Below are 25,154 nucleotides of genomic sequence, written 5' to 3'. Positions count from 1 at the left end.
CTGGCCTACTTCGTCCGACGTTGAAGGCAACAGGGCTCCAACGTGAGCGGGCGCCGGATTGATCCGGCGCCCGCTTCACATCTGAAACTTGCGATATCCAGGAAGCAGGCGGGCCTACCTCTCCCGGAAGGCGCGCTGGAACGAATCCACCAGGGGCTTGGTCAGATAAGCCAGAAACGTTCGCTCGCCGGTTGAGATGAATGTTTCGACCGGCATGCCTGGATAGATCTGCTCGGGCTTGATCTGCGGCGGCAACCTGTCGGCCATTTTAAGCCGTACGGTGAAGTAAGGCAGTCCCGTGCTGGGTGTGATCAGCCGGTCCGCCGAAATGTAGAACACCTTTCCGGGTACTTTCGGCGTCGTACGCGCGTTGAGCGCCGTGAACATCATATTTGCGTCCTGCCCCACCCGGATTGAGTCGATATCTTCGGGCTTTATCCTGGCCTCGACAATGAACTCGTTCGTGGTCGGCAGAAGCTCCATCACCACCTCCCCAGCACGGATGACGCTGCCTTGGGAATTGTAGAGCGATCTAACGATGATGCCGTCCACCGGCGCCCGGATGGTCGTCCGGTCCAGGACCGATCGACCGGCGTTGATTTGTTCCTCGAGATCCGCGACCTGCGCCCGTGCCTTGTTCAATTCAGTAACAGCATCCTCGACCCGGCTGGTCGTAAGTCGTTCAATCTGCTGACGCGCTTCCACAGTCTGCGTCGCCGAGCTAGCGATCTGCGCTTCCAGAGACCCTGCCTGGCCTACCAACTCGGCGGTGCTGCGCAGAAGATCGGTGTATTCCGAACGATTTGTGAGTCCTTTTTCCAGCAGGTCTTTTTTTCGCTCCGTCTCCCCGTTGACGATCGCAATTTGATTTTCCGCTGCCTTCTTTTGAGCCCTTAGCCCGACAATCACGTCCTGGAGAGCCGTTACCCTTTGCTTCAGAATCCCCTGTTCTGCGGCATAGCGCGCCAACCGAGCCTGAAATTCCTTATTTTGCTCTCCGAAGACATCGCTGTATTCGGAAGCGTCTGAATAGGCTCCAAGATCGTTGGACAAGACAATTTTGTCGAGGCCGTCCCGCTCTGCCCCAAGCCGCGCAATGTCAGCTTTTTGGGCAACCCATTGCTTGAGAACGCGGTTGAGTTGGGACTGCGCTACCGTCGGATCGAGCACAATCAGGGCCTGGCCTCTTGAGACCCTGTCGCCCTCTCGGACCTTGATGCTGCTGACCACGCCTCCTTCGAGGTGCTGGATCATGACATTTTGCCCTGCTGCTGCTACCACCCCTGGCGCGATCGTTGCTCCTGCAATCGGTGCAGTGGCTGCCCAGAATCCGAAGCCGAGCAAAAAAACGGCCACGCTTCCATACCCCGCCAGCGTGATCCGATCGGTGCGTGTATCGACGTCACGTTGCCAGCGATACGTATTGGCGCCTGTCTGGATGGTTTGGCTACGAACCGTCATTGGCGACCTTTATCTCCACGCGTGTAGGTGACGGGAAAGGCACCACTCCTTCGTTGTCACGTGACTGGGAAGCTGCGGGCGATGTGGCTTGCCCCTGTCGCTCGGCAAGTTTGTCGAGCACGGCCTTGGTCGAACCATAGATCTCGACCTGGCCATTGCGCAGCATAAGTATGCGATCGCATTTGGCTGCGAGGGAGGGTCGGTGGGTGATGACAAGCACGGTGGTTTTTCGTGAACGCGCCTGGATGATCGCGCGCACGAGCGCGGCTTCGCCGTAAGAATCAAGATTTGCATTGGGCTCGTCGAGCATCAGGATCTTGGGATCGCCGTAAAAGGCGCGCGCAAGGCCAATACGTTGACGCTCACCGCCTGAGAGACGAACGCCAGCGGGGCCGATCACAGTCGAGTATCCGTTCCTCTGCCCCAGGATGAGCTCATGCACCTGCGCCTGCTGGGCCGCCCGGACTAACTTTTCGTCGGCTGCATCGGGCTCAAAGCGCGAAATGTTCTGGGCGATTGTTCCTGGGAAGAGTTCGACATCCTGCGGAAGGTAGCCAATGTGATGGCCGAGCTGCTCGGGATCCCAGTTTCGAATATCGCCGCCATCGATGCGGATCGCGCCAGAACGGGGTTGAATGGCACCGACGATAAGCCGCGCCAGCGTCGATTTTCCGGCCTGGCTTGGGCCGACGATAGCGACGGTTTCTCCAGCGGGGACCTCGAAGGTCACTCGCTTTATGAGCGGCAGCGCGCCGTCGGCCGATCCAGGAAGATGATAGACTATCTGATCCGCGCTCAACGCTCCTTCAGGGGCGGGCAATGCTATGCTTTCCTGCTTGTCCGGTCCGGATCGGGAAGCCGAAAGCCTCTTCCATGCAACATTGGCGTCGGTGATCTGCCGCCAGCTTCCAACGATTTGATCAAGAGGTTGCAAAGCGCGCGCGGATATCATCGACGACGCAAAGATCATCCCCGCGGTCATCTCGTTGTGCAGAACCAGATATGCACCGACGCCTAATATCGCGATTTGCAGAACCGACCGCGTGGTGCGGGACACACCGCCATAAAATGCGTTGATGCGAGCGAGCCCATCCGAGGCGTGCAGCGAGCCGGAAAAACGGGCACCCCAGAACTCTATCGCGTTGGACACCATGCCGAGTGCACGGACCGTTTCGAAGTTTCGCGCGAAAGCCTGCGCCGAATTCATTGAGGCATTGAGATTCTCCGCCGCCTCCTTGCCGGGCCGCGAACTCGCGACCTGATTCAGCACGGCGATGGACACCATGAGAGCCGCGCCGACGACCGTTACCAGGAAGAGCAACGGGTGGATGAAATAGAGGAGGCCCACGAAGATCGGCCCGAAAGGAAGGTCGAAGAGAAAGAAGATGGTTCGTGAGGCGATGAACCCCCGCAGGGTGGCCAAGTCGCGCAAGGCCTGGACATCGCCGAGCCCAGCGCGGGGGCCGCTCATTGCGGCGAGAAAAGACGATGCACCAAACGCAACATCGAGCCGCGCGGCGAGCCGGCTCGCATATATCCCCCGAACGACTTCGAGCACTCCGAAGAGCAAGAGCGACGAAAGCGCAAGAAGGGTCAGGTAGGTGAGCGTGTCCAGATTGGCCGCGGGCAAGACCCGATCATATACCTGCAGCATGTAGAGGGGCAGAATTAACACCAGGGTGTTCATCACCGCGGAGAAGAGGCCCATTTCGACCACGCTTCTCGATAGCACCGTTCTGTTCGAATAACTGGGCATCCCGACCTTGCCCCTCGGACAAGCGATCATATTAGACAAGTTTTATATATCATGCGGAGTTGTCACGCTATCGGTTGCGTATCTTTTGACAGCCAAGGTGAAGGATCCCAACCGTCCTCCTGGAGCTGCTCCCGCAGTCGCCCGCGATACCTTCGCCTCCCTTGCCGGGCTGACCGAGCTCGCGCTACTTCTGGGGCGCATTGCTCCAAGCCGGCGTTCGGATATTCGAATTTCAGCGACCATGTACCATCCCAACTCCTTATCGCTGACGATGTCTGGGCGAGCTTTGGTTCGGCCACAGGCGCGCCACGTACCGGGCAGCGACATGCGCCTTCACGCTGGACGCGCCAGACTTGGAAGCCATGCCCCCTGTACAGCTTACTGCCCGCGTGCAACCAGCCAAACAGATACTAGCCGGGTGAGTGGGCCGATGATCACGCCAGCCCAGGTGGTGGCGTGCTCTCGGCGGTCTTTACATCCTTGACGGATCATATTTTGGACTTCAGAGCAACCAAGTGGCGTCAGGATCCAGCTGTTAAGCTGGGACGATTTCCTCCACATTGGACTGTTGTCGCCCGCGCAGCCAATCGGAATGTTGAGACGATCCGCCTTCCGAAGCAGTCGCCGCGTTTTTATCTCGCCAATCTGTTCATAGTATAGGAACGTCTCCCAATAATGTCGGTACTCCGCCTTTTCCCGCTCCATAGGCGTGCAAGCATTTGCCAGGTCGACGTCATAGGCGTGATCGAGTGTCCTGATGGTTCGCCGGTACGCGTCAATTTCCAACAACTCTTTGATTTGTAATGGTATCATACGGCTCCCCAGCCTGCGCAAAAAGGAACGCTACGACCTCATATGGCATTCAGTCCATTCCACTACTTGGATGAGCTCACAACGCAAAAGAACTAGAATGCCGAGGCTTCTCGGGCGAGGAGCGGCGTTCCTTGGTGAGGGATTCTTCAGCAGTTGCTACCGCTGATCAGGGAGCGTGGATTGATCGGTCGCCCGCGCCTCCCGATCGGCGCGGACCATCTCACCGGATTGGAAGACCGACTGGACATGACAAAATTTGTTATCGAAAAGAAAGCTCGCCAAGGCGGATGGCGGTCGGACAATCCCGATATCAGCGGGCATCACCGATAGGATTAATTGCGCGGTCGCTGACCTGCCTGTAAATTGACAAGTGCGAGTGCGTAACCTCAAGCTCGCTGTAGTGGCCGGTGCGGTCCTCACGTCCCCCGGAGGGTTACCCACCCGCACCGGCCATTTCCTCCACCCTCCGGTTAGCGCTTACGGCTCGGAGCGCTACCGACCTGAACAATCGAGAGGGGATGGTGTTGACCACCCAGAGGATCGATCCGGTTGCGGGGCGGAGACCAGCATTACGCTTGACATCAATTCGAAATGTAAGACCGATCAAATCCGGCTGTTTTGATAAGTCCCGCATGGTCATACAATTCGACCACGCCATTGCGGAATGAAGCCAATCCGCTTTCTCGCAAATCCTTCAACACGCGACTTACATGCACCGCCGAAAGCCCCAACGCGTCGGCCAGCTCGGCCTGCGTCAGCGGACATTCAAAGCGATCCGGATAGGTCGTTGCTGATCGATGTGCGCGGCAGGCGAGTTCAAGAAGAAAATGAGCCGTGCGTTCCACTGGATCCCTTCTACCGACTCCGGCCAGATGTTCCGCAACCCTGGAGTACCGCCTTGCCTCAGCCAGCAGGATAGTCTCGCAAATGGCCTGCGGATAGCGCGATAAACAAGTATGGACAGGACCGATCAACTCGATCGCGGTCACATCGGAAAGAGCCGTTACCGTCTCGCCCCCTTCTCCGCTGAACTCAATCAAGGCAATTTCGCGAGGAAGCGCAAAATCGACGATGACACGCGAGCCGTTCGGCAATGTCTTGACGAATGCGGCCCATCCCGCAGTCACTACCAGGATAAGGGATCTGGCCTGATGCTGGCGTGCAATCGTCGTGTTCGCTGGATAAAGGCGGCGCACAGCTCCCGGCAGTACAGAGAATCCTTTTTCCCAACTCGCGTCAGCAAGCGTAGGTCCCCTCGCCAATCCAAAAGCCTGTTTTGATAAGTCCATTTTGTCCTAATAGCCCCACCCCATGATCGCCCCTTCGATCAACCTGAAGCTGCAAACCATCAAATGGACAAAAAGTTCCCTCTGTCCTTTCAGCCGAATGGCGTCGCAGCCTACCACTGTTGGGTACAGCCTTACCACTTTTGGGCGGATCCGTCATGGCGCCTGGCACAAACGACTTACAGGGGGGATCGCGCGCTTTCGTCCCGCTCGCAGCGAGCGTGTGAACCATTGGGATGAAAGTCGACCATCTCGATCGAAGCCGGCTCCTAGAATCTAGCTACCGGAATGGCCTCAGCTACTTGCCCTGGGACTTCCGGCAGCCACCGGATCGCCCGCTTTCGAACATCTTTTCCAGGCTGCGCCCAGCGAACGTCACCGCTACTTTGCGGTCGCTTCAGTCGGCTAACGCCCTCGCGAAACAGAACCGCTCAACTTGATAGCAGCCCTGTTTGACGCTTTTCTGAAAGTCCGTCGGGTACCGCGGGTCGAGCTGAAGCCGGAATAGCCAATCCCACTCGCGGATCGGGAGGCTGCAATTCTTGCCAAGGCGGGCCGGCGATCACCTGGGTATCTCTTTCGAGACCCTCCGTTGCGCCGGTCGAAACGATTTGCTCCATTGGCTTGGCTGCCGACTTCCGGCGTCGCAGGGCACGTTTGGCGTTGTAAGTCTGCCATCTTTCTTCGGCCACCTCCAGGTCGTCGAGTGCCGATATGACCGATGCAAGGCGGTTTTCGATTTGGGCAAGTCGCTTCCGGGTGGAAAGCAAGGCAACTGAAACCAGCAAACTGTAGGCCAAAACGACAACGGCTGCTCCTGCGGGGCTTTCGATGCCGAATACAATCAAGGCCCCGGCTCCAATAAAAAAGGCAAGGGTCCCGTAGACCAGCAACCGGCCCTTATTCAGAAGAAGCATCAACGGCCAGGTTGCAGACAGCATCAGAATGGACAACGGTCTGCTGACCGCCCAATCTACAAGCCCCGGAACAACATCACTGTAAGTATCCATATCAACCTCAGGCTGGACGAGGCCGGCCGCTTGCTCGGCGCCTGGGAGCGTAGGTTCTCCTGCGCGCCTGATCGTGGTCGGTGGTAGCGTTTAGACCTCCCGGAAGAGCGACAGATGTCCCGGCGAATGTCCTAAGGTCTGAAAGGCTTGGCGGGTAGACCAGATCGACCTTTAGCCGATTTACTACTCAATAATGGTAATGGCGACGATGTCCGCGAAGCTGTTATGTTTCGGACTGGCCGGCGACGCTACCGGTCGTCGGGCGGGAGCGATTTGGACATGCCGAATGGCGGGGGCTAACCCTGTCACGTGTTTTCATTGCGCTTAAACAGACGGTTGCCCGAATTATTTTGATGTGAAGCAAATTCAGCCGACGCTGGAGGGGCGGAGTTGTGCCGCCGATCGCAAGGATTCGGAAATGGCAAGTCTAACTGACAATCCGATCATAACCCGGGAGTTGCTACCGCTGGACGTCAGGGAGATCCTTGATTTCTTCCTCCGCCGATGGAAGCTTGTGTGCAGCATTGCAGCGGTCACCTTCGGTATATTTGTGGTTGCCGCCTATGTGCTTCCGCCATCGTATACAGGGGTTGCACAAATCTTACTCGATTCCCCGGTCGACTATATGACCCCACAGGATTATTCCAATTCTGATTTTGCCGACAATTCGACATTCATCGAAAGTCAGATTGCGGTTCTGAGATCCGCATCGCTCCTTCAGAAGGTCGTCGACAGCGAAAAGCTGACGAAGGATCCCAAGATCGGGTTGGGGGCATTAGGATGGCTGCAAGGCGCGCTCGGAGTTTCGCGTGTCGGGATGGCGGATGTTATTGAGATTTCAGTGACCGCTTACGACCCGGGGAAAGCGGCCTCCCTGGCGAACGCAATATCCCAGGCCTATCTCGCTGATCGCGTAAGGTCTCGCTACGAAGGGGCCAGGAAAGCGTCCACTTGGCTCAGTGAGCGGGCCGCATCTCTGCGAGCGGAACTGAGCGTTTCGGAACAAGCCGTCCAGAAGTTTCGGATCGATCACAATTTGTTGGCGACGCCAGCAGGCAGTTTGACTGACCAGCAGCTATCCGAATTGAATATCGCGTTGATTAACGCGCGCGCCGAACTGTCGGAGAAACGGGCACAATTTCAACAAGTTGACAAATTGCAGACTAGCGGAGGCGACATCCAGTCGATACCGGACGTACTGCAATCCGTGGTGATCAGCGCACTTCGGGCTCAGCTCTCTGGAGTGACACGACGGGAAGCCGACCTCAAATTGAAATATGGCGATCGGCATCCGGATGTCATGACGGCTCAGGCAGAGCGCCGCGACATCGAGGGACAGATTGCCGCCGAAGTACAGCGTCTCATCGGCAATCTGAAGAATGAAGTCGATGCCGCAGAGGCCCGGGAAGCTTCTCTGGCTCGAGCCTTGGATTCAGTATCCAACCGGTCCGAAATCGAAGGTCAGGTTGGCGTCCAGTTGCGCGATCTGGAGAGGATTGCCGCCGCGAACAAGGAACTCTTTGAGACATTCCTGTCACGCGCCAAGCTCACCGAGGAGAAGTCCACCCTCCTCAACAGCGGCGTGCGTGTGATCACCGACGCGGGTGTTCCGGATTCGCCGAGCTTCCCGAACAGGCCTCTTTTTGCAGCCCTGGGACTTGTCCTCGGCCTCTTCGTCGGGGGCGCGGGCGCCGTTCTTCGTGAACTTTTCGCTTCCGGCTTCATGGCAAAGAAGCAAATAGAGGACGAGTTGGCGGTTCCGGTTCTTGCGTCCATGCCACGCATGCCGGGCTGGTCGAGAGACGCCCAGTCCCAAGCCCAGCCTGTGGCCTATCTCGAGCGCAGACCATTATCCAGGTATAGCGAAGCCGTGCGGCGGCTTCGCCTGGGCATCGATGCGACACCGGAACTGGTCCGGTCCCCCCGCCTCATGCTGGTGACATCGGCGATGCCCGGCGAAGGAAAGACAACCTTGGTATTAAGCCTGGCTTGCTCCGCCGCCGCCGACGGCGAACGGGTTCTGGTCGTCGATGCGGACTTGCGGCTTTCTGCTGCCACGGCCTTCTTCGGCATGGCGGATAAGGTCGGGTTGGTCGATGTTCTGACTTTGCCTATGAGGGCTGCAAACGCAATTCATCGGGACGAACGCTCGGGGATTTCCATCCTCCCTGCCGGCGCAAGGACCCGGAACCCGCCTGCCCTTCTTGCTTCCGCGCGAATGCGCTCGGTCCTCGACGAGCTTCGCGGGAGATTCGACACGGTGATCATTGACGCACCTCCTGTTGGACCTGCGGCCGATGCCTCGATCCTGGCGAGGTATGTCGACAAAGTCCTCTTTGTCGTGAAGTGGCGTGAAACCTCGCGCGAGGCCGTTGCCGAAGGAATTCGCCATCTTGGCGGCCGGTCCAAGATTGCCGGCATCGCCTTGACAATGGTGGACGAACCAAAGCTGCCGAAATATGGCCGCTACACGTCCTTGGAAAGTAGTGTTTCGGACAGTTACTATCTCAACTAGAGAAAATATTTCGCCATGCAGCACGCTGATTTATCTCATAATCGCCCTCAAGAGCCGGTAGGAAAAATTCACGACGGGGATTCCGCGCGTTGGTGCGTGGTCCAGACGCACCAACATTCCGAGAGCCTGGCGGAGCGGCACCTGTTGTCGCAAAACTTCCGAACCTATCTGCCCAAGCGAAGACGAACCGTTCGCCACGCTCGCATTGTCAGAACCGTCTCCAGTGCGTATTTCGACTGCTATCTGTTCGTCTCGTTGGCTGTTCATCAGCAGAGTTGGTACCCAATCAACTCGACCGTCGGCGTCCGAAAGCTCGTGATGAGCAAAGGAATGCCGATACCTGCGCCATATGGTGTGATTGAGTCTTTGATCTCAGCAACCGATGACGACGGTATTTTGCACCCGGACATTCTATTGAGGCCAGGTCAAAGAGTTAGGATCATAGACGGACCGTTTTCGGACCAGCTTGGCATTCTTGATCATGTCGGAAGTACTGGAGCAGTCAGAATTCTCCTTGATATTATGAACCGGTCGATTCCAATTATGATCGACCGGGATAAACTTTCAGCAATTTCTTGAAGTTTATGCGTTAATTTTTCGCCTAACAATTTTTTTTGCGCGGAAGATGCCGAGATCGGGCAAGGAGGGATGAATTGGCACCCAATTCACCCTCAATGCGGCAGCTTGCAAAGCCGACATCCGAGCCTGCAGTCGCCATTGAGAACATTGGATGCTGCGTCCCACCGAAGCCAGCCGCCAATAGATGGATGTGGTGCCAATTCGACGACTTTCCGGCGACGATCAGCGATTGATCCTCGACGCGATCAACTGGGGAAACCTCTTGCAACCTTCACGCAAATCCAAACCCGGAAGCCACCGTCCCGCGGACCCTGGAGCGCCTCGGGATGGCCTGCAGCCGCAACAATATCGTCGCTGGTCTCCAGAGGCCAAGGCAAGCATGCTGGCCGAAGCGTTGACGCCGAGGGCGAATGCTCCATCGCCAGCCAGAGTGATTGGCGCAAGCCCGTCAGGCAGCAAAGCAGATGCAGGTCTTACAAAAACCGACGGAAGCGCCCCCTTCCTGCCCCTCGAAACGGTGCCGTCCCTGCCGATCGCCACAGAATTGTTTCGAGCATTCAATGAGGGCGGTCTGAAGTACGGAATAATTCAGGATCTCGCATCCCTGCAATACGGCCTTGCTGGCCGGGACGATCTGGATGTCCTTCTAGACAAACACGACTACCCAGCCTTCTGTTCGATCGTGAGCAAGCTGCATGGCTGTCGCGGCGTGAGCCTGTCCTGCTACGACAATGTCTGCGCCGGCCGAGAGGACTGGTTCCTGCCTGACTTTTCGCATGGCCGCTATCTCCATCTCGACATGCATATCGGGGTCCGGGTCGGCTGGGAGTTTCGCAAGCGATATCCGGTATTCGATCATGCGGCGATTACACGATGGGAGTCGATTTGCGTGGACGGCGTATCGATCCCAGTCGTCTCTCCCGAAGACGAGATTCGGATAGCAATTGCTCGCTTCGCCTTTCGGGCCTGGGCACTGCCTTGGAGACAATGGATCACCATCGGGGATGGTTGGAAGGACCAATTTGCACGCCTGCCATTTCCGTCAGGCGAGCAAGGCTTGCATATCGTGGAATACTCACTTGGCGGCGAGAGGACGGCGAGCTGCAGGTTTCTGCAAAGCGCCGACGGTTTGGTCGCCCACCGCGGAGATCTTGCCAGGCTTCGGCGTTCAATTCGGGAAATGTGCGGCTTCACGGGACGTTACGGAGTAGCAGACGCTGGCGTTCATCTGGCCCGCAAGACCTCGTATCTCGCATTGAGATCCCTTCAGCGATTGATGCCCGGCAGATTTCCACCAAAGAGACGGCCTGCGGCTGGTGGCTTTGTAGTGGCGCTCATAGGTCCTGATGGCATGGGAAAGAGCACTCAGGTTGATCGGCTAACACAGATATTTCGATGGAAATTCGGGTGTGCGCAAGCATATGTCGGAATCGGAGACGGCAATGGGTGGTGGCTTCGCAAGGCGTTGCAGACTCTGGTTTTTCCCCATAGACGCCGCCTTAAGTCCTTGGCCCAGCAAGGTGGCAACAATTCCACTAGCCGAAATTGGTCGAAGGGTGGAGTTGCTGCCGTCGCGTTGGCATTGTGGGCAGTTTTGATCGCGTTTGAGCGATACGCTGTCGTGAAACGTGCACATCGATGGGCGACCCGCGGCCTGATCGTCATTTGTGACAGGTGGCCCCAAGCGCTGCGCAGAGGATATCTGGACGGACCAACCATCCCACCGCACCTGTTTTCCGTCCCAGGCTTGTCAGCTCTCGCCCGGCTCGAGCAGAGGCTCTATCAGAAGATGGCGGAATGCCGGCCACACCTCACTTTGCACCTCGTTTCAGATTTTGCCGTCTCCGAGCAGCGAAAGCCGGGAGAAATCCGGAAAGAAGCCTTCGATGCGCGGTTATCGCTGATGGCGGAGCTGCGAGCCAAGGACAAGAACATCCGAACCATTGACGCGAGCGCTGGCATAGAGGCGGTCGGCCGGGAACTGTTCAGGCATATCTGGCTGACCCTGTAAGAGGCAGAGCGGGCGGCTTATGGGCCAAGGATCCACCTCAAACAGACCCTGACGTGCGGCCTTCCGCCATCGTGAAGGCGATAGGTGATCCCGGCCATGCTCGGGAAAAGCCGCCGAACGCTCGCGCTCGATGGCGCGCGCGGCTAGAGCCTGCTTCATCTCGGAATCGGGATGGGCTCAGTCTCGGAAGAGCCGATGCGGCTCTGTCTCGAACGAGCACCTGTCCCACCCAGCCAGCAGCGCCATGCATTGAGGGAGGTCATCATGTCCGACACCATACGCAGGACCGGCAGTTGCCTGTGCGGCGGCGTGCAGTTCTCGGTCCGCGGTCCGCCGCTCCGCATTGGTCTTTGCCATTGTAAGGATTGCCGCAAGGCCGGCGGCTCGGCCTATTCGGCCTTTGCCATCTGGCCGCGCGAGGCCTTCGAGAAGACGGGCCTCGTCAGCTCCTATGGCACGCGCAGCTTCTGCCGGACCTGCGGCGGCCGCGTCGCCTTCGTCGACGACAACGAGGCTGAGGTGATGATCGGCAGCCTCGACGTCGTGCCGACCGATCTCGTACCCGAATATGAATTGTGGACCTCAAGACGCGAAACCTGGCTGCATGCCTTGCCCGGCACCGAACAGTTCGAGCGCGACCGGCCAGCGGCGAACAGCGCAGAAGTGCCAGCGCCGAGGTCGCTGTCGGGCGTCGATGCGGCCGCGTGAAATTTGATTTTGCACTCGATCTTCCACCCGGATGCGCCGCCCCCGGATTTCCTGTCCCTTGAGGTATAAGCTGATGAAGATCGTTCATGTGCTTACCCGACTGCTTCGGGCAGGCTCCGAAGAGAACACATTGGCCTGCTGTCTCGCTCAGGCCCGGCACGGCCACGAAGTGCTTTTGGTTCACGGCAAGGAGTATGACTCGAATTTACGGGCCTCCGCTGCCGAAGCCGTTCGGGTTGTGACCCTTGAAAAACTCATCAACTCGCTTTCGCCATCCCATGACATCTCTGCATTCGGGCACCTCACTGGCCTTATGCGCGATTGGCGGCCTGACATCGTGCACACACATCAAAGCAAAGCCGGCATACTCGGCCGCCTCGCCGCCAAGGAAGCCAATATCCCGTGCATCATCCATGGCGTGCACATTCTGCCTTTCGTGCATGTGGGAACCGCGCAGAGGCTGATATTTCTGGGTGCCGAACGCCTGGCCGCGAAGTCCACACGCGCATTCATCGATGTCAGCCAGGCCATGCGCGACATTTGCATCGCCAACCATTTGGGCAACCCCGATCAGCACCACGTCGTCCACTCCGGCTTCGATCTGACCCGCTTCGCCAACGCGCAATGGCCGCAAGAATCGCATCTGCTCCTGGGGACGGCTGCCCGCGAGCCAAAGCCACCAGTGGTCCTGATGTTGGCTGCGCTGGAACCGAGAAAACGCCATGTCGAGTTCATTGAAGCGTTTGGGCAAGTCGTCGACCGAATTCCTGACGTGCGACTGCTCCTGGCCGGTGAAGGACCAGCGCGATCCGCTGTTGAGTCGGCGATTGAACGATCCCCTTTCGCAAACAACATCCGCCTGATCGGCTACCATTGTCAGCCTGAACGGCTGATCAGCCTTGCTGATGTGTGTGTGCTGACGTCGATGCGAGAGGGACTGCCTCGGGTCATCATGCAATATCTGGCGGGTGGTCGAGCCAGTGTGGTTTCGCACTTGCCGGGAGTGGAAGAGGTCGTCAAGCATGGCGTGAATGGAATCGTGACGCCTGCAGAAGACGTGGGCGCCGCAGCGGGGGCGGTCGCTGACCTTCTCCAAAACGAGCACTACCGCGCTCGACTGGCTGACGGCGCGAAACTCACCGATCTTTCGTCCTGGGGGCTGGATGCCATGTGCGATAGGGTCGAGCTGATTTATCAGTCCGCTCTTGAATCGGCCCTTTCAGCCGCAAGGCCAAACGACGTTCGAATTCGCGATGGCCTCGCCAAGCAAACCTTGGGACTGCACGGATTCTGATTCCTTTTGCTCCTTCGACCGAGAGCGGATTTCCAAGGCTTACTTCTCGAACCCAACGAATACCCTGCTGTCACGTTCCAGCCGACGAATGTCGATTGGTCCTGACGGCAAGCAAGACAACGGGAGTACAACAATGCGTGCTGACCAGCAATTTCCTTCCAAGCCTTTGCGAATGAAGGATTGGGGCCGACGGCTTTTTCCCGGATTTGAACCTGTGGCCGGCCCCATGCTCGCAATGATTTGTGGCCTCGCCATTGCCTTTGTTCTGCTCACCACAGATGCATCCCGTGCGGATGGATATGTATTCGACACCGGTGACGTCCTACGGGTATCCGTGATTGGCGAGGAATCCTATCCGCTGGAAGTCGTGGTCGATGATCGGGGCTCGATATCACTTCCTATGTTGGGTGATGTTCAGGCGCGCGGCCTCACCGCCGTTGCCCTTTCGCAGGCCATTCAGCGTGCATTTCAGCAGCAGAAGCTCATCCTTGAGCCCTTCGTGAAAGTGGAGATCGGTCAGTACCGGCCATTCTTTATTTCCGGAACGGTGGCCCATCCCGGATCGTACCCGTTTCAACCTGGAATTACGGTTCGCCATGCACTCACCATAGCTGGCGGCTTTCGGGCTACCGTCGTGGGAAACACGGAGCCGGCCCTGCAAATAGCTGATCTGCGCAGCGCACGCGCAGGTCTGGCGATCGAAGAATATCGTCTGAAGGTTCGGCTCGCCCGGCTTCAGGCGGAAAGCCGGCAGGACAAATCCTTCGTTGCTCCGGCGGATCCACCGGTCGAGTTTGGCGGACACTTGATTGCCGACATCATAGCGTCCGAACAAGCGCAACTGGACGCCCGGCTTGCCGCGTATCGGGATGACATTTCCTTCCTCGAAATCTCGGTGGATCGGGCCAGGAAGGAAGCAGATATGGTCGTTGCCACGCGAAAGGAACGCGAAAAGACTGCGAACATTCAACTCGAGGAACTGCAGTCCGCCCGGTCGCTGCGGGAAAAAGGTCTGATAACCAACTCGAATGTCATGACGGCGGAAAGAGCCCATACGAGCTATCGCGCCGAACTTGCGCAGACCGAACTGCAGCAGGAGCAGGCGCAGCAGGCGATGCTGAACTCGGAGAGCGAGCTGAGAAAAAAGAAGCAGAGTTATGAAATGGACTTGATCTCGCAAACGCAGGATACGCAGGTCGAGCTGGGAAAAATTCAAAGTCAAATAAGGTATGTTGCCGACAAGCTTCTCTTTATCTTCACATATGGCGAACAGAGGACCTTCGACGACCTGCAAGGCTCTGTGAAGATTTCGATTTTCAGGCGAGACCAGAGAGTCGCCCACGACATCGTCGCCGATGAAAACACGGAAGTCAGAGCTGGCGACGTCATCGAGGTTTCGCTTGTGGCCAACAAGGGGTTCTACGCACCAGACACTTCAGTGGCCCCAAATGCGGAAGGCCCCGCCCTCCAGCCAAGCATTATCGGCCAATAGCACGAACACGTGCCCGCTTCCTCGGGCAAGGCTTTGCTTCAGGGCTAGCGATCGCAGCGCCGGGCTTGCTGCCCATGGTAGCCGCCCGCAAGGCGAGGCGAAGGGGCGGGTTGCCAAGTGCCTTCGTGAACGCCGGCGCAAAGCCCTCCAGATGATGCGTGCATTCAGGGACCAATAGCTGCGCGGCGCAGCTTGTCGTGCGGACCGGTGCAGTTCTGGCTCACCTTTAGCGACGGAGACTTGTCATGACAGCAACACAGCTGAAACCTCCGATTTTTCTGATCGGCAACTATCGGTCAGGCACTACAATTGCGCAAAAATTGATCGGGCTGCACCCCGACATCGTTACCTGGTACGAGCCAAAAACATTGTGGCTATATGCCGACCCGGCGCGGCGCCATGACGAATTTGGCGAAACCGATGCCACCGAAAGGGTCGCCCGTTACATTCGTGGCCGTTTCCTTGAATACCAGTCGCGGCACGGCGACCGACAAATCATGGAAAACACGCCTGCCAACGTCTTGCGCGTGCCGTTTGTCCACGAGATTTTTCCGGACGCCATATTTCTCTATATTACGAGGAATCCGTTTTCATACATAAGCTCGATGGAGCTTAAGTGGCAGCGAGCAAAGTCTTTCAAAGGTCTAATACGCCTCTTGAAAATCACTCCCGTGACGCAGATCCATTACTATGTAAAAGATATTATAAAACAGATAGTCACAAAAAGGCTGTTGGGGCGAAAATACACATCGATCTATGGACCGCGCTACAACGGAATAGATCGGGATTTGAAGGAGAATGAAAAATTGACGGTGATCGCGCGCCAGTGGGCACGCGGCAATCGAAAGGCTCGAGAAGATCTCGCCAGGCTGGGCAACGGCCGCGTGCTGTCCTTTCGCTATGAGGATTTGATACAGGATCCCGAATTGGTCTTGCGCCGCGTCTATGAGCATTGCGGGCTGAACTGCACCGACGATATCGCTCGCCAGGCCAAGGAGATGATCGATCCCGGCCGCCAGCAGAAATGGCTCCGCCTCGAACGGAAGGATCTAACCGCGATCATACCGGAGGTCCGGGATGAGATGGAGTTCTATCGCTACGAAATTCCCTCGCTTCTTCAGTAGGTACGGCGCGCTAGGACGGGCCGCACCACAGCCGAGGCCCTTCGTGGCCAATGCGATCGTGACGTCGTGCGGCCGCGGGCGCGTCGCCGAGCATCACCCAATCTAGTCGCTAGTCGTGTCGCTCGGCGAACCCAGGAAGACGCAATTGCCGCCTGTTTGGGTCGGCCGAGATTGGAGAGAAGCGTGAGCAAAAAACGTGGGCTGGCAAAACAAAGTGTGGTGGGCATGTTCTGGACGTCCCTGTCCATGGGCGCCCTCGCGGTCGCGGAGCTTGTCGCTCTTCTCATCCTGGCCCGGCTTCTCTCGCCCAATGAGTTCGGCCTTTACTCCGCAGCGCTGATCGTCATCAAGTTTTCGGCGATCTTCCAGGGGCTTGGCATTACCCCCGCGATCGTCCAGCGACCTGTGCTGGAAGAGCGGCATCTTCGGGTCGGGTTCACCTTGTCGTGCCTCCTCGGCCTCGTTGTGTCCGCGTTGGTCTGGGCGATGGCACCGGCAATTGCCGGCTTGCTTCGACTCGCCGATCTGGCTCCGGTCGTTCGTGCCATCTGCCTCGTGTTTCTTTTCCAAGGGGCTTCCATGGTGGCATTGGCCGCGGCTCAGCGCGCGCTGCGATTCCGCTGGCTGGCACTCGTCGATGCCTGCGCCTTCGCGACGGGCTACGTCGTTGCCGGTCCGGTCCTGGCTTGGCTCGGCTTCGGCATCTGGGCCCTTGTCGGCGCACTCCTGATCCAGCAATTCATCCGCATGGTCGTGCTGCTCGCTGGCCAGCCGCATCCGATGCGGCCTTTGCTGGAGCGGCGCGCCATCACCGAACTGCTCTATTTCGGAAGCGGTTTCACCATTGCCCGGGTATGCAATTACCTCGCCACCCAAGCAGACAGGCTTGTCGTGGGCCGCTGGCTCGGCGCCGATGCGCTTGGACTGTACGGCCTGTCGTCACAACTGATGACGACGCCCGCGGTCATCGTCGGTCAGGTTCTCGATCGGGTGCTGTTCCCGACCATGGCGCTAGTCCAGGAGCAGCCCGCGCGGCTTGCTCGTGCCTATCGCAGCGCAGTCGCGGGCTGCGCTCTGCTTGTCCTGCCGGCCAGTGTGGTCGTGGCGATCGTCGCACCGGAGTTGGTTGCGGTCATTCTCGGGCAGGGATGGATAGGGGTAGTCGCCCCGCTCCAGATTCTAGCGTTCAGCATGCTGTTCCGCACGAGCTACAAGCTTAGCGATTCCGTCTCGCGCGCAACAGGGACGGTCTACGCTCGCGCCTGGCGCCAGGCGGTTTTCACCATCGGCGTCTTCGCCGGCTCCCTCATAGGGCAACGCTGGGGCATAGAAGGGGTGGCGTTCGGCGTCGGCGCGGCCTTCGGGATCAACTTCTTGCTCATGGCACAGTTGAGCCTCCGCGTGACCCGGATGACATGGGGGGACTTCCTTGTGGCGCATCTGCCCGGGCTCGCGCTCGCGGGCGTTGTCGGAACCGGCGTCTGGGCACTCGTGGAATGGCTGCGCGAGTTCCATCTATCTCCTCTTCCCCTGCTCATCGATACGGCATTGCTGGCATCTGCCGGCGGCTTGCTGCTGTGTTGGATCCTGCCGTCAATGTTCCTTGGGCGGGACGGGCTATCACTGCTGCGCCTGCTCGCCTCGGTGGCACCCGGCTGGCCCAGGATGAAGAAGGCAACCGACTGATCAACGACAGAACATTTGGGCCGCGGCTTTCGTGCGCTGCGCTGCCGTCGCCATGCTCGATCTGGGTGTCGGACCTGACGCCCTGTCGGGCACGTCGCGATTCCGGGTTTAATCGAGAGAAATGCGAAAAGGAAATCCAACATGGCTAAACTGCCTGAGCTTCCCTGGGGTGACGCGAAACTCTTGATGACGGAGTTCGGCATCGACGCCTGGATCGAAGGCGACTGGCTGAACATTGACAATTGGACCCAGCCGAGCGAGGCAGCGAGCGGCAACGAGATTCCTCGCGAACTCTCCGAACTTGGCGATGGGCTTGCTGCCGAAACCGGCAAGGGCAGTCACACCGCCAGCTTTGATCCCGCCGCAAACCAGCTCGATCTCGTCTCCGCGCATGGGATCACGCCGACATGGGAGAGCGAGGGCGGATTGAAATTGGCTGGCGTCACCGAGGCGGCAGCCAGACTTGGCATTCATCTGGACAGCACGTTTCTCGACACACTTGCGGTGAAGGCCTCTGGGTTGTGGCACAATGTGGAAAAGGGTCACGCCGACAGCTTTCTGACCTCCACCACCACTATCCCTGAGGCAGTTGCTGACATCGGCACGGTCTCGACGCGCGCCGCGGTCACCACCAGCAGCCTCCTCGCCGCCAGTTCTACTGCGATCGACCCGATCTTCGAGACAAGGGTGGCGGCCGCTGGCGACGATGTTGAGGAGAAGGGCTCGGGCTCGATCTCAAGCAACACCAACGACCTGGAGCTGGGCTATGACAGCAGCACCCGCCAGACAGTCGGTGTCCGCTTCACCGGCATCGACATACCGCAGGGCGCCATCATCACCAGCGCCTACATCCAGTTCCAGGCCAATGAGGTGAAGACCGGGGCGACCTCGCTGCTGATCAAGGGGGAAGACACCGACGACGCGAGCGCCTTCACCAGCGTCAGCTTCAACGTGTCCTCACGTGCGACGACGGACGCGTCCGCCGCCTGGACGCCGGACCCGTGGACCACGGTAGGCGCCCACGGCTTGGCCGAGCGCTCGCCGGACCTGTCGGCGATCGTGCAGGAGATCGTAAACCGCTCGGGCTGGGCGGCGCTCAACGACATGGCATTTATGGTCACCGGCACCGGCACGCGCACGGCCGACTCATACGAGTACAACCCGGCCAGCGCGCCGCTGCTGCACATCGAGTATACCCTGCCCGGTCCGCCCGGCAATCCGGTCGCCTTCAGCGCACCGCCCGACGCCGACGCCGCCGCCAACCAGATCGCCGAGCTTGCCGCGGCAGGTGTACCCACCGGGATCACCGCCTCGGCCACGGATCCCGATGCCGGCTCGACCGTCACCTATAGTCTCAACGATTCACGCTTCGCCATCGACGCCAGCAGCGGCGTCATCACGCGCTCAGCCACCGGCACGCTCGACTTTGAGACCCAGTCGTCGATCAATCTGACAGTGACGGCAACCTCGTCCGACGGAAGCACCGCCAACCAGGCCTTCACCCTCGCCGTCCTCAACAGCCCTGAGCCGGTCGCCTTCAATTCCTCGCCGGACGCCAACCCCGCCGCCAACCAGATTGGCCAGAACGCCGCCGCCGGCACGGCGATCGGGATCACCGCCTCAGCGACGGATCCCGACGCCGGCTCGACCGTCACCTACAGCATCGACGACTCTCGCTTCGCCATCAATGCCAGCACCGGTGTCATCACGCGCTCGGGTACCGGCACGCTCAACGCGACGTCGGAGCCGTCGATCGCCCTCACCGTCACGGCCACCTCCTCCGATGGCAGCATCGATACCCATGCCTTCAACGTCGACGTCACGGCCAACCAGCTGCCGGTGGCCTTCAACGCACCTCCCGACGCCAACCCCGCCGCCAACCAGATCGCCGAACTTGCCGCGGCAGGTGCACCCACCGGGATCACCGCCTCGGCCACGGATCCCGATGCCGGCTCGACCGTCACCTACAGCATCGATGACTCGCGCTTCGCCATCAATTCCAGTAGCGGCGTCATCACTCGCTCGGCCACCGGCGCGCTCGACTTTGAGACCCAGCCGTCGATCAATCTGACAGTGACGGCAACCTCGTCCGACGGAAGCACCGCCAACCGGGCCTTCAGCCTCGCCGTCCTCAACAGCCCTGAGCCGGTCGCCTTCAACGCCTCGCCGGATGCCAACCCCGCCGCCAACCAGATCGCCGAACTTGCCGCGGCAGGTGCACCCACCGGGATCACCGCCTCGGCCACGGATCCCGATGCCGGCTCGACCGTCACCTACAGCATCAATGACTCTCGCTTCGCCATCAATTCCAGCAGCGGCGTCATCACGCGCTCAGCCACCGGCACGCTCGACTTTGAGACCCAGCCGTCGATCAATCTGACAGTGACGGCAACCTCGTCCGACGGAAGCAGCGCCAACCGGGCCTTCAGCCTCGCCGTCCTCAACAGCGCTGAGCCGGTCGCCTTCAACACATCGCCGGATGCCAACCCCGCCGGCAACCAGATTGCCCAGAACGCCGCCGCCGGCACGGCGATCGGGATCACCGCCTCAGCGACGGATCCCGATGCCGGCTCGACCGTCACCTACAGCATCGGCGACTCGCGCTTCGCCATCAATTCCAGCACGGGTGTCATCACGCGCTCGAGTACCGGCACGCTCAACGCCCAGTCCGAGCCGTCGGTTTCCCTCACCGTCACGGCCACCTCGTCCGATGGCAGCATCGATACCCATGCCTTCAGCGTCAACGTCATGGCCCAGCAGCTGCCGACGTCGGTGACCCTGGCACATACTATCCCGACTTCGCTGTGGTCGCCGCCGAGCCCCGACCCCACTGATATCGTCTATATCTCCCACTTGGGCACGCTGCTTGTTGCCGACAGCGAAGTGGAGGAGATGTCTATTTTTACCGGCAAGAATCTCTACCAAACGACTCTGAGCGGCAATCTGGTGGGAACACTCACAACCGTCAATTTCTCCGACGAGCCCGCCGGGATCGCTTATAATCCTGCTAACCACCATCTCTTCTTCGCGGACGATACCGGCACGAAGAGCGTGTACGAACTGAACCCCGGCAATGATGGACTTTACAATACGTCCGACGACATCGTGACCTCGTTCAAGACGTCGGCATTCGGCAGCACGGATCCGGAAAGCGTTGCCTATGATACCAAACGTGGGGTCCTGTATGTCGCGGATGGCTCAACACAGACGATCTACACCGTCGCACCGGGTCAGAACGGCAAATTCGACGGCGTCGCGAGTACGGGCGGCGATGACATCGTGACGAGTTTTTCTGCTCATGCGCTGGGAACCCCGTCTGATGAAAGCATCGCGTATGATCCGGTCAACGATCTCCTTTATATCATTCAGTCGCGCAACTCAGTGGCAATGGTTACAACGACAGGGGATCTGTTGGGCACGCTCGATATCTCCTCGGCCAACGCGAAAAAACCGGCCGGATTGGCGCTGGCACCCAGCAGCGACGATCCGAGCCACCATATGAGCCTCTATATCGTCGATCGGGGCGTGGACAATGACTCGAATCCAACCGAGAACGACGGCAAAATCTATGAATTCCATTTTAATGATTGGCTCGTCTGAACCGGCACGGCGCGATGGTTCAATCCCTCGGCCAGCGTCACGCCGGCCGAAAGCCGCGCTGACTGCAGTTCGGGATGATGCCAATGCAATGTGAGGCTGGTCCGAGCCGGCAAAGAGAAGCCCGGACCGGTCGCGGCACTCTGGCGTGCCGCGACCGGTCCGGGCTTCCAAATGAAAAGGCTGGAGCCCTATGTCCTCAAGACGCTGTTTTCAGCGACCACGATGCTCCAAAAGCTTACGCCTGGCCGGGAGGACCGGAGTGAATGTGGTTCTTGTCTCCCCAGCCATTGCCCGGGCGTGAGCCACCCGATTTGGCAATCGCCCTGGAGTTCAAGCTTGTGCCGAGCAAGAGCGTCACAGCCGGCGGCGTAACCGCCGCAAAACGCCCCGCCTTCTTGAGAAATTCACGGCGCGCTTGAGCCTCCGAGACCAGGGTTTCCGGCGTCCGTTCCGAGCGTTTTGTGCTTCCAGTTGACATGTCAGACCCCTTCACAAACTTTCTCAAATTCACAGCTTTCACCTTAGGCTTGCTGATACGGGGCACTAGTTCTCCAAAAGGCTTAGATTTTCGTGCGAGACTTGAAAAGCGTGCGGGCGATGCGATGCAAGAGGTCGGACGGTCCACGTCGCGCCAAACCGTAGGCACGTGAAAACCGCCATGTCCCCCACACCAAATTGCCGGCCAGGCGCAGCGGGGCGCCGATGATGGGGTGGGTCGCCGTGAAGATGCGCCTCCAGTGCTGGAAACGGACCATCCGGCTTTGTCCAGATTTTGCCGGGATTCTGGTTCCAAAGAAATGGTGCAGGGCCAGCAGCTGGGTGTCGAGCGCATTGCGGGCTTTTCGATCCGACATGGATGCCTTCAGTGCCGTCCAGTCCACGTCATCGCTTTCCGCCAATCGTGCCAGATCATGAAGGTGTCTGAGGTCTATCCTTCCGCGCCAATAATCTCCCTCCTTGAGAAGGTCGTGCACCATCCAGTGCAGGGCGCGAGACTGAGCAGACGGAATTTTTACCCGAAGGCCGTCTCGCTGAACGAGCTTGGGGGGTTCAAAGCCGTTCGCCCGGCTCGTCCGGAGCTCCAGCATGCCGGCGTCCTGCTGGCGGGCCATGCCTCGAGCGCCCGCCACATCGACGTAGCCAAGCTCTTCGAGACAGGCTCGGGCGATCGCCTCTTCGGGCGGTTCCACGGCTAGATCGAGGTCACTCGTCATCCTGCTGGGAACCCGGCCGGCCGGCGAAAGGAACAGGGGAACGGCCCCCTTGAGCAGGAACGGAACGACGTCACGGCTGTTGAGGGCCGCAACGGCTTCATGCAGTTGGATACGCAAGCGCAGGTTCCGTTCCCGATTGCAGTCGTGAACGAACTGAAGGTACTCGCGCACGTCCTGCGGAAGATGGTGGGTCTGTCCGGCGCGCGCGAGCGACGAGAACAAATCGGGTGTGAGCAGGGTGTGATTGGCCAGAGCAATCACGGCCCGCCAATTGGTCCGGTCGGTCGGACTGCCGCGCAGCCCGGCGACCAACGCCTCAAGCGCAACGCCCCTGCCGATCATCGGCACGCTTCCGCGATCAGTTGTACCGCATCATCAAGCCTCGAATAGGCCAGGCAATAGGTTTGCGCCGATCCGATGAGTTGGACCAGGACGTCGAACGCGGTCCCACTCAGCTCTCCACTTGGTGCAAGCGCGCCGTTGAGAAGGCCGCGCAATGCGCTGGCCGGGTCGATCGGCTCCAGGCTAGCTTTTGAGTCACGATCTCGACGGAGCAGGACCACACAGCCGATAGGTAGGGGAGCGGGAGGCAAGGGCACGAACGCCTTGGGCACGGCAAACCGTACACGCTTGCGATCTGGGCGGCGACAGACTGGAACGGCACCGAGGTCGGGGCAGTATTCGGCCAGCAGCGGCCATGCTCCCGCCTTGACTGCCGGGGCAAACGGAAGGCCAACGCCGTGCCCCGTAGAGTCCAGCAGCGTCACATCATCTGCGGCAAAGCCGAATCCTGCATGGACCAATGCCAAGGTCAGCGTTGTCTTGCCGGCGCCTGGATTGCCACAAAGAAGGACGATGTGTTCGTTTCTGAAAAGCGCTGCCGCATGGAGAGCAAGTTCATAGGCGCCGTGATCCAGAACCTCGGTCAGCAATTGCCCCTTCAGCATGACGGGTAGTTCGTCGAGCGAGCAGGACAAAATCCACTCGCCATCCCGCAACAGATGGACCCGCCCCCCATGTCCGACCACCTCGAGCAGAACGTCGGCAGTCTCTCTTTTGACCTCAAGGTGCTGAAACACGGTGATCGCGGGAAAGGCGCAGGCTGCCGGATAGACGATGCGTATGTTGAGGCCCGCAACGGAGACCACCTGGCTCACGGTCTTCTGAGCTGACGAAGCAGACAAAGGCGCGCAGGGCCGTATCAGGTTCAGCCGCTGCCAATCCCCGAGCGCAGCCTCGACATGCCTGTTTGCCTCAAGTCTATCAACGCCACTACGCGCTATCTCGGCCGAGATGGCTTGCGGTGGCATGCCTTCTTCCAAAGAGCGCCAGATGTCGGCAGCAGTATCGTTGACGGCGAAAATGGCCTGCTGGGGTGGGCTGAACAGCAGGTTTTGTCCCCCGACGCGTGCCAACCGCCCCTGGATCACAAACGTCCCAGGACTGTGATCGGCGGGGCCTGACGCCACGCTTCTGTCAATCGCCTCGTGCTGGTTCATCACGGTGATGGTCCAAGCTGTTGTTGCAAAGCAGGTTGCATGCGAGCGCCACAAGACTTCGCAGTTCGGATGATCATTGCCGACGGCTGCGACTTCTCACAGCACTTCGTCTGAGAACCGAACCACGTCCTGGTGCGTCGCGATCCACTGGAGATGCGCCTTGTTCCAATATTCGCGGGCGTCGGCGCCCGTCAGCAATCTGAAACCAGACGGCGGCAGCGGCAATGCGGAGGGAATTGGGTCATCGGGCAGCCACAGCAACACGTTGTCCCGGCTTTCAATCGTCAGCCGCCATGTTCTTTCCAGGCGACGGAACCCACGCATGTTGGCCGCAGCCAATGCAAAAACCGATCCCGTGATCCTCAATCTGGGTGACTGATCGACAGCCTTGATCGGCGCCTGATGTGTGGTTTCGCCCTTGGAGAGAAAGGCGTGCATACGAATGAGGGATCTGTCGACCCTCACTGTCTGCCCTGTTCCGTCCCGTTCGTTTGACGCAGGATCCAGACTGATCCCCGAGAAACATCCGTCGAACAGGCAATCTTCGATGATGCCGCTGAGGAGATAGTCGTTCTCCACCGCATCATCCCTGATTTCACTGAGCCAGCACCCTTTTAGCCGAAAGCCGTCAGCGTGCTCGGCGAAACGAATGCCATCCCAGCAGCGACGCGCACGCACACTCTCTATTGTCGCATTGGCGGTTCCGTCCCTGACAAGCAGGGCCGCGCTGTTGCAGTAAGTGTCCCGCCAATCAGACGTTAGTGGTACCCGGCCGTCGAAGCGGCCGCCGATAAAGCGAACCCCGGGACAGTTGCGGATGACGACGGGATAGCGATTGACCGGCAACGGCCCCTCGTCGCAGCCCATCATCGCGCTGGGATCGTTGTTTCTGCTGTTGGCAACTGTGAAAGCAGCATTGCGAGCGTCGATAGTTGCTCCCGGCTGGAGATTCCGTATCGATTGCTGTTCGAAGCCGTACTCACCTGCCAGAACGAACTCGTTGCCTTGCGGCGTCTGTCCGCCTTGCGCTTGGAACGAGCTCGGCAACAGGGCGATTACAGGATATAAGCCGGCGACGCCCATGAATGAACGGCGGTCCATTCTCG

At 59.2% G+C, this 25,154-nt stretch carries 17 protein-coding genes; 9 read left to right on the top strand and 8 right to left on the bottom strand.

Translation table 11 applies throughout. The annotated features are described in order from the left end of the window. Window positions 1-114: 114 nt before the first annotated feature. The 4 genes from ACSQ3L_RS12840 to ACSQ3L_RS12825 all read right to left on the bottom strand — a co-directional run bounded on the left by ACSQ3L_RS12840 (window position 115) and on the right by ACSQ3L_RS12825 (window position 6,326). Window positions 115-1,461 (bottom strand): HlyD family type I secretion periplasmic adaptor subunit, encoded by a 1,347-nt coding sequence (locus ACSQ3L_RS12840; protein ID WP_436160286.1) that lies wholly within the window; start codon window positions 1,459-1,461, stop codon window positions 115-117. Beyond that, window positions 1,448-3,217: a type I secretion system permease/ATPase gene (locus ACSQ3L_RS12835; protein ID WP_436160285.1), complete on the bottom strand. Its 1,770-nt coding sequence runs from the start codon at window positions 3,215-3,217 to the stop codon at window positions 1,448-1,450. The genes ACSQ3L_RS12840 and ACSQ3L_RS12835 overlap by 14 nt, the downstream gene beginning before the upstream one ends. Window positions 3,218-4,611: 1,394 nt before the next feature. After that, on the bottom strand, window positions 4,612-5,319 hold the full coding sequence (locus tag ACSQ3L_RS12830; protein WP_436160284.1) for a Crp/Fnr family transcriptional regulator: 708 nt from the start codon (window positions 5,317-5,319) through the stop codon (window positions 4,612-4,614). 428 nt (window positions 5,320-5,747) lie between these two features. Next, the gene (locus ACSQ3L_RS12825; protein ID WP_436160283.1) at window positions 5,748-6,326 is read right to left on the bottom strand and encodes a hypothetical protein; all 579 of its coding nucleotides are present in this window, start codon (window positions 6,324-6,326) and stop codon (window positions 5,748-5,750) included. A gap of 418 nt (window positions 6,327-6,744) precedes the next feature. Here ACSQ3L_RS12825 and ACSQ3L_RS12820 point away from each other — a divergent pair, with 418 nt between their 5' ends. The 9 genes from ACSQ3L_RS12820 to ACSQ3L_RS12780 all read left to right on the top strand — a co-directional run bounded on the left by ACSQ3L_RS12820 (window position 6,745) and on the right by ACSQ3L_RS12780 (window position 21,335). After that, window positions 6,745-8,841, top strand: coding sequence for a GumC family protein (locus ACSQ3L_RS12820; protein WP_436160282.1), 2,097 nt, complete (start codon window positions 6,745-6,747; stop codon window positions 8,839-8,841). A gap of 15 nt (window positions 8,842-8,856) precedes the next feature. Further along, window positions 8,857-9,420, top strand: a complete 564-nt coding sequence (nusG, locus tag ACSQ3L_RS12815) for a transcription termination/antitermination protein NusG (protein ID WP_436160281.1) — start codon at window positions 8,857-8,859, stop codon at window positions 9,418-9,420. A 184-nt stretch (window positions 9,421-9,604) separates the two neighbouring features. Continuing rightward, a complete protein-coding gene (locus tag ACSQ3L_RS12810; protein WP_436160280.1) occupies window positions 9,605-11,431 on the top strand; it encodes a hypothetical protein in 1,827 nt (608 codons plus the stop codon). A 264-nt stretch (window positions 11,432-11,695) separates the two neighbouring features. Further along, the gene (locus tag ACSQ3L_RS12805; protein ID WP_436160279.1) at window positions 11,696-12,139 is read left to right on the top strand and encodes a GFA family protein; all 444 of its coding nucleotides are present in this window, start codon (window positions 11,696-11,698) and stop codon (window positions 12,137-12,139) included. 73 nt (window positions 12,140-12,212) lie between these two features. After that, window positions 12,213-13,433, top strand: a complete 1,221-nt coding sequence (locus ACSQ3L_RS12800; protein WP_436160278.1) for a glycosyltransferase — start codon at window positions 12,213-12,215, stop codon at window positions 13,431-13,433. A gap of 133 nt (window positions 13,434-13,566) precedes the next feature. Next, window positions 13,567-14,925, top strand: coding sequence for a polysaccharide biosynthesis/export family protein (locus ACSQ3L_RS12795; RefSeq protein ID WP_436160277.1), 1,359 nt, complete (start codon window positions 13,567-13,569; stop codon window positions 14,923-14,925). 245 nt (window positions 14,926-15,170) lie between these two features. After that, a complete protein-coding gene (locus ACSQ3L_RS12790) occupies window positions 15,171-16,049 on the top strand; it encodes a sulfotransferase family protein (RefSeq protein ID WP_436160276.1) in 879 nt (292 codons plus the stop codon). 183 nt (window positions 16,050-16,232) lie between these two features. Then, complete coding sequence (locus ACSQ3L_RS12785; RefSeq protein ID WP_436160275.1) at window positions 16,233-17,735, top strand: lipopolysaccharide biosynthesis protein; 1,503 nt, start codon at window positions 16,233-16,235, stop codon at window positions 17,733-17,735. A gap of 141 nt (window positions 17,736-17,876) precedes the next feature. Continuing rightward, window positions 17,877-21,335: a hypothetical protein gene (locus ACSQ3L_RS12780; protein ID WP_436160274.1), complete on the top strand. Its 3,459-nt coding sequence runs from the start codon at window positions 17,877-17,879 to the stop codon at window positions 21,333-21,335. Between the two features lie 235 nt (window positions 21,336-21,570). Here ACSQ3L_RS12780 and ACSQ3L_RS12775 read toward each other — a convergent pair whose 3' ends face one another. The 4 genes from ACSQ3L_RS12775 to ACSQ3L_RS12760 form a co-directional block, all read right to left on the bottom strand. Then, window positions 21,571-21,813 (bottom strand): hypothetical protein, encoded by a 243-nt coding sequence (locus tag ACSQ3L_RS12775; protein WP_436160273.1) that lies wholly within the window; start codon window positions 21,811-21,813, stop codon window positions 21,571-21,573. An 82-nt stretch (window positions 21,814-21,895) separates the two neighbouring features. Next, a complete protein-coding gene (locus ACSQ3L_RS12770) occupies window positions 21,896-22,891 on the bottom strand; it encodes a nucleotidyltransferase family protein (RefSeq protein ID WP_436160272.1) in 996 nt (331 codons plus the stop codon). After that, entirely contained in the window at window positions 22,888-24,048 is a 1,161-nt protein-coding gene (locus ACSQ3L_RS12765; protein ID WP_436160271.1) for a PqqD family peptide modification chaperone, read from the bottom strand. Before ACSQ3L_RS12765 ends, ACSQ3L_RS12770 begins: the two co-directional genes overlap by 4 nt. Window positions 24,049-24,144: 96 nt before the next feature. Then, window positions 24,145-25,149, bottom strand: coding sequence for a hypothetical protein (locus tag ACSQ3L_RS12760; RefSeq protein WP_436160270.1), 1,005 nt, complete (start codon window positions 25,147-25,149; stop codon window positions 24,145-24,147). Window positions 25,150-25,154: the final 5 nt, after the last annotated feature.

The organism is Mesorhizobium sp. LjRoot246 (genome assembly GCF_964254115.1).
In the GTDB taxonomy this organism is placed as follows: domain Bacteria; phylum Pseudomonadota; class Alphaproteobacteria; order Rhizobiales; family Rhizobiaceae; genus Mesorhizobium.
Note: the sequence above shows the minus strand (reverse complement) of the source record. Positions and strands in the feature narration are given on the sequence as shown.